Annotated in this window: 1 protein-coding gene; it reads left to right on the top strand. The window is 45.3% G+C overall.

Translation table 11 applies throughout. The annotated features are described in order from the left end of the window. The coding region (locus SAY88_RS25505; protein ID WP_332635234.1) for a DNA repair protein RecO C-terminal domain-containing protein at nucleotides 1–245 on the top strand (245 nt) is incomplete at both ends.

The following is a 245-nucleotide window of genomic DNA, read 5'->3' as shown; positions in this document are numbered from 1 at the left end:
CGAAAATCGTATGAACGCAAATCCACGCTCAGTTCGTATCTTGTCACAACTTGCGAAGGTTGATTTGAAGCAACTGGGCACGTTAAGTCTAAAAGACGAAACAAAACAAGATATGGCGCGCGTGATGGACAAGCTATATGATGATCAAGTTGGTGTTCATTTGCGGGCAAAATCATTTATCCAACAGTTATCAGGCTGGCAGGCACGCTTAGCAACGCGTGGACAGGCCGAGTCAAATAACGAGA

Source organism: Halalkalibacter flavus (assembly GCF_036663575.1).
GTDB lineage: Bacteria > Bacillota > Bacilli > Bacillales > Bacillaceae_D > Halalkalibacter > Halalkalibacter flavus.
Note: the sequence above shows the minus strand (reverse complement) of the source record. Positions and strands in the feature narration are given on the sequence as shown.